This window comes from Sinorhizobium fredii USDA 205 (assembly GCF_001461695.1).
GTDB lineage: Bacteria > Pseudomonadota > Alphaproteobacteria > Rhizobiales > Rhizobiaceae > Sinorhizobium > Sinorhizobium fredii.
Genome location: NZ_AUTC01000034.1, coordinates 1 through 6,531, shown reverse-complemented (window position 1 = coordinate 6,531; position 6,531 = coordinate 1). Strand labels below are relative to the sequence as shown.

The following is a 6,531-nucleotide window of genomic DNA, read 5'->3' as shown; positions in this document are numbered from 1 at the left end:
CGACGTGTGTAATGATATAACATATCGCATAAGCTTAATTATGGAACACCGGCGTTCCACGCACCGGCGACCGGCACGGAGTGATCGGCCTTTACGAACCAAGGCCCGCGCGGTGCTGGCTCGAACCCGGTTACGGGCAGCAGTGGAGACCAGATGGGCGAACGCCCGGTTTCCGGAAGATCGAAGAGTTTACACATCAAGCGCTCAGCTCGACGGAGCCGGTCGCGCGCTCCGGTGATCCGCGCGGTGATGGGCCAGATTGAGCCAGAAAAGCGACGCGGCCGCGAAGGCGGGTCAGCACCTCTTCCGAAATGTTTACGTCCACCATCATGCGTCCTTTCGCGGCCGATGGCGGAGGGGCGGCGGCTGGTCGCATGCAAGAAGGATGGCACGGAAGTGACCGTCCATATCGCCATGAACCCCGTGGTGCTCGAAACATCGGAGGTCGCGGTCATTCTAACCGTAATCGACATATCGGCCCGCGAACTGGCGGAGCGAACAGAGTTTTTCGTCAAGGAACTGACACATCGCGCTCGCAATGTATTCGCTATCATTTGCGCCATTTCTCGGCAGCTTGGTAAGCACAGCGATTCTGTTTCGAATTTCCAGGACGCATTGGAAGATCGTCTCGCGGCACTTTCCGCGTCCTATCGAGTTTTTGAGAAAGAACGCTGGCAAGCAGCACCTGTCCGCGATCTTGTCCAGTCCCAGATCGCATTCCTCACGACGGAGGGCATGTCCCAGATTGACATTCAAGGACCGGAGGTTTGCCTGGAACCGGCTCCAGCGGAATACCTTGGCATGGCGGTTCACGAGCTTGCGACCAACGCCGTCAAGCACGGCGCACTTTCCGTGCCCACCGGCATCGTCGATGTTCGATGGTCATTTGATCCGAGGGCGCAGCTTTTCGAGTTTCAATGGACGGAGCGCAAGGGACCACCCGCTCAGCCTCCAGAACGTCAAGGCTTCGGGTCAGTCATTCTTAAGTCGATTGTTCCGGCCGCTTTCGGTGGCACGGCGGATCTGACAGTCGCTCCAAAGGACGTGTCGTGGACCCTGAAAGCTCCCTTGGCCACGGGAGTGATCCAGAAGTGACAGGCGGCGGCCGGGCGGCACAATGCGGCCCGGCGTGTCAACAGGGCGCCGGCGCTTTCAGTATCAGCTGCCGTCCGGAACACGAGACCGCCGGCGAGGAAGGGCTCGCGACTTCGGCGACGTTCCGCCTTGGCAGCGCCTGGACCGACCTCACTTATCGCGGGCGAGATTTCGGTCGAGCCGGAGAGAACGGTCGCGCGGGAATCCCGCCGACAGAAGACTGCGGAGGGCGTGGGGACGGGGTTATCGCAGTCCTCCGTCTGGTCGTCGTTGCATCTCGAACAACTGATGCACATAGGATGGATCATCAAGATCTTGATAGCGCCTTCCAGAAGAGCGGCTTCATCCTTGTTCCGAACCGGAATTCATCAGTGATGAACTTTGCTAGTCGGTCGGCGTCTCGATTGCGACGGGGAGTGCGAGTTTTGGAGCAGGCCGCTTCGAAGTCCCTCCGTATTAAAGCGAGATCACGCGGACCAAGATGTTGGACTGCATTTGGGCGGTTGGCGTGCGATTGCGCCGCCTTCATTCTCCCATCGATTGATGTTTTGCATTTTTGTTTGTGCTGAAGTCTGATTTTGTCCGCCTGGCGCGTCGCCTCGTTTACGAAGAGCGGCGGTTAGCTGCGCCCTGGTCAAGACGCTCCGCTGAATAGCATCGTTCAGGAAGCGCGCCGCAGCCAGCTTCGGCCCGCCCCCTTTCCCCGAGACAATCATCCGGTACGGCACCTGCGGCCGCGTTAATAACCAACCTCCTCAGATGCTTGCGACCGCCTCTTCAAGAAGAGACCGAACCTGCCCGGCGACCTTCTTGAGTTCCTGGTTGTCGATCGCCTGCATGGAGGCAACGGGATCGATGGCGCTGACCATGATTGTGCCACTTCCCAGCGATCGTACAATCACATTGCAGGGCAGCATGGCGCCGACCTTTGGTTCGATCTTCATAGCCTCGAGAGCCATCTTCGGGTTGCACGCTCCCAGAATGAGATAGTCCGCAACATCGATGTCGAGCTTCTTCTTCATCGTCGCTCGGACGTCGATTTCAGTCAGCACACCGAACCCCTTGGCCAAGAGAGCCGTCTTTGTTGCCGCCACCACCTCGTCGAAGGGCATGTCGTTGGTCGTTTTGTCGAGCGTGTAGGTCATTGTCTGTCTCCAATGCGACCGGCACCTGCCGATCCTTGTTGCCGGTGTGGGCCCACACCGAAGCACTTAATCTGTCCGCAGCGCGTCTAGACGGCGGTTCCGACCAAGGCGCCTATGCCTGCCGTCAGCGCCATGGCAAAGGCACCCCAGAAGGTGACACGGATCGTGGCTTTCAGCACGTTCGCTCCACCAGCCTTGGCACCGATTGCACCGAGCAGGGAGAGGAACAGCAGCGACGCTGCAGAGACGAGCAGCACGAGCTGGTTCGCCGGCGCCAGCCACACCATGGCGAGTGGCATCATCGCACCGACAGCAAAAGTCAGAGCCGACGTCAGGGCGGCAACGATCGGTCTTGCGGTGGAAATTTCGGAAATGCCGAGCTCGTCGCGTGCATGCGCTTCGAGCGCGTCCTTCTGCATCAATTTCTCGGCGACGCGTCGGGCCAAGGCGATATCGACCCCGCGCTTGGCATAAAGCTGCGCCAGTTCCTCACGCTCCGCATCGGGCTGGCTCTCGAGCTCCCGCCGTTCGCGTGCGAGGTCGGCCTGCTCGGTATCCGCCTGCGAGCTGACCGAAACATATTCCCCCGCCGCCATCGACATCGCACCGGCCACCAGCCCGGCAACACCGGCGATCAGGATCTCGGAACTTCCCGCCGCCGACGCGGCAACGCCGACGATCAGGCTCGCCGTCGAGACGATGCCGTCATTCGCTCCGAGGACTGCGGCCCGCAGCCATCCGATCCGGGACACGAGATGAGTTTCGCGCTGAAGACTCCTCATGACTTTCTCCGGATGACGCCATCGAGGCGGGCGGTGAGAGCGACGTTCTTCGAGATCGTGCCGCATTTACGTACATTCTTGTGCAGCAGTTCAAGACGCTGGTCCGTTTCATCGGTATCGACCGCGAGTTCGTAATCGACGGAGACGATACCCGGCGGTTCGTCTTGTCGAACGGCATGCAGGATCACGTCGACACCATCGAGAGAGGAAGCGAGGATGGGCATGACACGTTCGATCCCCTTGATCATCCAGGTCGCGGTTGGCGCGAGCAGCAGCTCGGCCCGATTTAAGGCGCCGGTAGGGCGGGAAAGGCCGGTTCCCTGCCTGATCGCCGCGCGCCACACTTTTCCTGGGATCGATCCGTTGTGCCGAAACCCTGTATTCGGGCATCGCGAGTCCTCCCAACCGGATTAATCTGCCGGACATCCATGAAACATCCTATCACCTCACCAATCATCCCGTTTGACCAGCATCAAGGGAGAGCAGTGATCGCGTTGGGAGCCGTTCCGATCTGGGAGATCGCGAGCGAGAAATCGTTATGTAAAGCTATCCTGAGGCAATTTTGCTGAATACCCGCCTACGCGCGACGATTATCGGATTTGTTATCGCTCTTGGATCGAAACGCAACTCGCCCCGAAATAAAAGCGAACGAGCCGAGGAACTGGTCAAAGCGCAGGGCGCGTGGCATTTGTTCCTGCCGCCCTATTCACCCGATCTCAACCCGATCGAAATGCCCTTCTCCAAACTCAAGACGTTACTGCGAAAGCGGGCCGCCCGAAGTTTCGACGCCAACGTCGCGGAGATGAAGCCGGTGACCGATGACGTGAAACGGTGGAAGCTGATGGGAATCGGTGCGCTTGGTGTTACTGGCATTGCAGCTATGGCGCTCTGGGTAAGCTTCGCCGAGGTCATCAGGCGGATCGTGTTCGTGATCATTGGGAAGGGCTGAACAGGAGACTCAGCCGCCAACCAGCAGGAATGAGGAGCTAGTTCATGGATGAACGATACAACTCCATGCCGTGAAAAATGCAGCCTATGGCGCTAAGGCGAGGGCAATCAGCCAAGCTGTCAAGGCAATTAAAAGCCAGAGCCGTGCACTCTTATACCGCTGCCGTCGGCCTCCTTCCCAATCGTAAGACATGAGTGCCTCCTCTCGGTGCGAACAATGCACGATTGCAGCCGCGAGGGAAAGACACTGTTCTAACGTATGCACAGGAGCGCGCCCGGATCTCCAGAGCAGGTAGCTTAGGCCTCATCAGCGGTCCCGGTTTGCGAAATTGCAATAAGGGCTGCAGCCAATTTGTCTTCTTCCCGTGTCAACAATTCCTTGAGTAAAGCTTTCTTCTCAGGATCGTTCTCCTTCGAAATCAGCTCATTGAACTTCTCGATGTTCGCCCTCGCTATAAAGACTTTGAACATTCTCTTCACCTGCGTGGTAAAGCTCGATCGCAGCGTCCTAAGCGGCGGTATCGCCAATCCGGCCGCTAGCTGGGTGGGGCGGTGGCGCATGTTCGAGCGCGTATCTAGCCTTGGCTTTTGGGCACGCCGGTTTTCCGCAGGCCTGCCCGATCTCTGCCATGTCGTGTCGCTGCAACTTGGGTGTCGGCGATCGAAGCTTCCCCTAGTGCTGATGGAATGCGGGCGGTACCGAACCACAGAGCGCATTCGAGAAGGGAGGCTTCATCCGTGTTCCCAAACCGATACTCATCGGCGATGAAGCTTGCTAGTCGGTCGGCGTGTCTACTGAGACGTGGAATGCGAGCCTTGGCGCGGGCCGTTTCGAAGACCCTTCGTATCAAAGCAAGATCGTGGGGACCAAGATGTTGGATTGGGAGTTTGGGCGGTACGTGCACTGACACCTCCTATGAAGAAAGCGGGGTGCGCGCCATATCGGGCTTCGAGGAATGCTCAAAAGGTGACCGTGCGATTGCGCCACCTTCATTCTCCCACCGATTGATGGCTTCCGTTTTGGTTTGGGCAGGAGTCTGATTTTGTCCGCCTGGCGCGTCGCCTCGCTTACGAAGAGCGGCGGTCAGTTGCGCCTTGGTCAGGACGCCCCGCTGAATAGCATCCGTCAGGAAACGCGCCGCAGCAAGCTTTTCGCCGCGTTCATCTTTCTCTTTTGCTTCGGAATAACCAGCGGCTTTTAGTATTTCCACCAAAAGGCTGATGTCTTCGGAGTCTAGATATTGATCTGGATTTCTGGAAGACATGCGGTCCTCCTTCGCATGGGGAGGCAGGCGCTAAAGCGCGGGCCAGCCTCCATGCAATCGCTGGCAATAATGCGCGCTATGTTTCCCATGTTCCATAGGCTCCCGGTAGTAGGTTGCCAGAGCTCGCAACTTTTCCGCAATGCCGACGCCGTGGCAACCAAGGGACTGAGCGCATGGGAGCGGGAAAAAGGTGGGGGTAAGAAATTTCGGGTAAGCAGGTGCCTTTTCTGAAGGACATCCGTTGGCGTCGCACTTATCTCGGTCGACCTTGTTGGCATTGACGGCGTGTCGCAGCGTTGCGAAACTGCCAACGTCGGCCGGTCTCTCGATGGGGCCCGTCTCAACGATTTTGGCCTCTCCCTGGAAGGGGCCAAGGAGATCCAATTTCGAGAAGCAGCCCGTGTACTTGATATCCTTGTGCCGGCAACGCGGCCTCATAATCATCGGTTGCCGATCAGATCGAAAAGTGGGACGTCGCAGGCCCCTATCGTATCAGTCGCGCCGGCAAGTCTCCCATTTCCGTTTTCATTGATAACGCCTATATTCGCGCGGTTCCCGGCTATCAAAGCCGGCATTCGAGATCGCGATGGGACGCGTTGTTGCGCAAGGCTGAGCACCGCGTCAGTTTGCCGGTGCGCCGAATATCGCTACCGGCAAACACGATATCGTTCGCGCAGCGATGCGCGCGCAATCAGACGAATATACGAGCTGATCAACAATCTTGGCACCTACCTGGGGCAGAACGCAGCTTCGATCGTCAACTACTGTCGGCGATACTGGTCCGGTCAGCCGATATCCAGTTCACCGGCCGAAAGTGCCGCCAACAGCCTCGTCAATGCCTGTATGAATAAGAAGCGGCAAATGCGTTGGACCAGAAGCGGCAAATGCGTTGGACCCGATCGGCGCTCATCGGGTTCTTCAAGTCCGAGCCGCCGTCGCGGACGGCCGTCTCAAACAGCTCGACCTCGCATACTAACCCCCAGCTTTTTCCCGCTTCCGCGCAGAGAGCCAGACTTGGCCACGCTTGTGAGAATCGCCGATGCTTTGGGGACTTCGCCTAACTGGCTCTTAGGATTGACCGTCGGCACTTCGCATGATCCGCATCTGGCCCGCCTTGGTCGAACGCTTCGCCAATGCAGCCAATGGCATGACGAAATAAGAAATCGAGCTCTGTGTGATACAGGCAGAGGCGATTGTCGCCGCCAAAAACCGCGCCTAGCCTTTACCGTTCAGGGCATTCCACTCGATACATTATGCAATCTTCTGTAACGGGCTTTGCGTCAATCCCTTGTGAGC

At 58.2% G+C, this 6,531-nt stretch carries 6 protein-coding genes and 3 pseudogenes; 4 read left to right on the top strand and 5 right to left on the bottom strand.

The genetic code is table 11. The features are described from left to right. The first annotated feature begins 153 nt into the window (after positions 1-153). Entirely contained in the window at positions 154-1,095 is a 942-nt protein-coding gene (locus tag N181_RS04650; protein WP_015633567.1) for a sensor histidine kinase, read from the top strand. A 755-nt stretch (positions 1,096-1,850) separates the two neighbouring features. Here the strand turns inward: N181_RS04650 and N181_RS04645 are convergent. The 3 genes from N181_RS04645 to N181_RS04635 all read right to left on the bottom strand — a co-directional run bounded on the left by N181_RS04645 (position 1,851) and on the right by N181_RS04635 (position 3,366). After that, positions 1,851-2,240 (bottom strand): DUF302 domain-containing protein, encoded by a 390-nt coding sequence (locus N181_RS04645; RefSeq protein ID WP_015633568.1) that lies wholly within the window; start codon positions 2,238-2,240, stop codon positions 1,851-1,853. Between the two features lie 86 nt (positions 2,241-2,326). Further along, positions 2,327-3,022, bottom strand: a complete 696-nt coding sequence (locus N181_RS04640; RefSeq protein WP_015633569.1) for a VIT1/CCC1 transporter family protein — start codon at positions 3,020-3,022, stop codon at positions 2,327-2,329. Beyond that, positions 3,019-3,366: an OsmC family peroxiredoxin gene (locus N181_RS04635; protein ID WP_307726158.1), complete on the bottom strand. Its 348-nt coding sequence runs from the start codon at positions 3,364-3,366 to the stop codon at positions 3,019-3,021. Before N181_RS04635 ends, N181_RS04640 begins: the two co-directional genes overlap by 4 nt. 296 nt (positions 3,367-3,662) lie before the next feature. On the opposite strand from N181_RS04635, the pseudogene N181_RS34555 reads away from it, so the two are divergent. Beyond that, positions 3,663-3,809, top strand: a pseudogene (locus N181_RS34555) (transposase); the annotation flags it as partial. Between the two features lie 6 nt (positions 3,810-3,815). Then, positions 3,816-3,971, top strand: a pseudogene (locus N181_RS34550) (DUF1515 family protein); the annotation flags it as partial. A 296-nt stretch (positions 3,972-4,267) separates the two neighbouring features. Here the strand turns inward: N181_RS34550 and N181_RS33950 are convergent. Next, positions 4,268-4,441 (bottom strand): hypothetical protein, encoded by a 174-nt coding sequence (locus N181_RS33950; RefSeq protein ID WP_014857706.1) that lies wholly within the window; start codon positions 4,439-4,441, stop codon positions 4,268-4,270. Positions 4,442-4,884: 443 nt separating this feature from the next. Beyond that, a complete protein-coding gene (locus tag N181_RS31055; RefSeq protein ID WP_014857707.1) occupies positions 4,885-5,235 on the bottom strand; it encodes a hypothetical protein in 351 nt (116 codons plus the stop codon). A gap of 255 nt (positions 5,236-5,490) precedes the next feature. Here N181_RS31055 and N181_RS31050 point away from each other — a divergent pair. Beyond that, positions 5,491-6,211: pseudogene (locus tag N181_RS31050) on the top strand (hypothetical protein). Positions 6,212-6,531: the final 320 nt, after the last annotated feature.

Coding starts and splice junctions, on each gene's coding strand:
- N181_RS04650 (WP_015633567.1), top strand. CDS start 154: ATGGGCGAACGCCCGGTTTCCGGAAGATCGAAGAGTTTACACATCAAG.
- N181_RS04645 (WP_015633568.1), bottom strand. CDS start 2,240: ATGACCTACACGCTCGACAAAACGACCAACGACATGCCCTTCGACGAG.
- N181_RS04640 (WP_015633569.1), bottom strand. CDS start 3,022: ATGAGGAGTCTTCAGCGCGAAACTCATCTCGTGTCCCGGATCGGATGG.
- N181_RS33950 (WP_014857706.1), bottom strand. CDS start 4,441: ATGTTCAAAGTCTTTATAGCGAGGGCGAACATCGAGAAGTTCAATGAG.
- N181_RS31055 (WP_014857707.1), bottom strand. CDS start 5,235: ATGTCTTCCAGAAATCCAGATCAATATCTAGACTCCGAAGACATCAGC.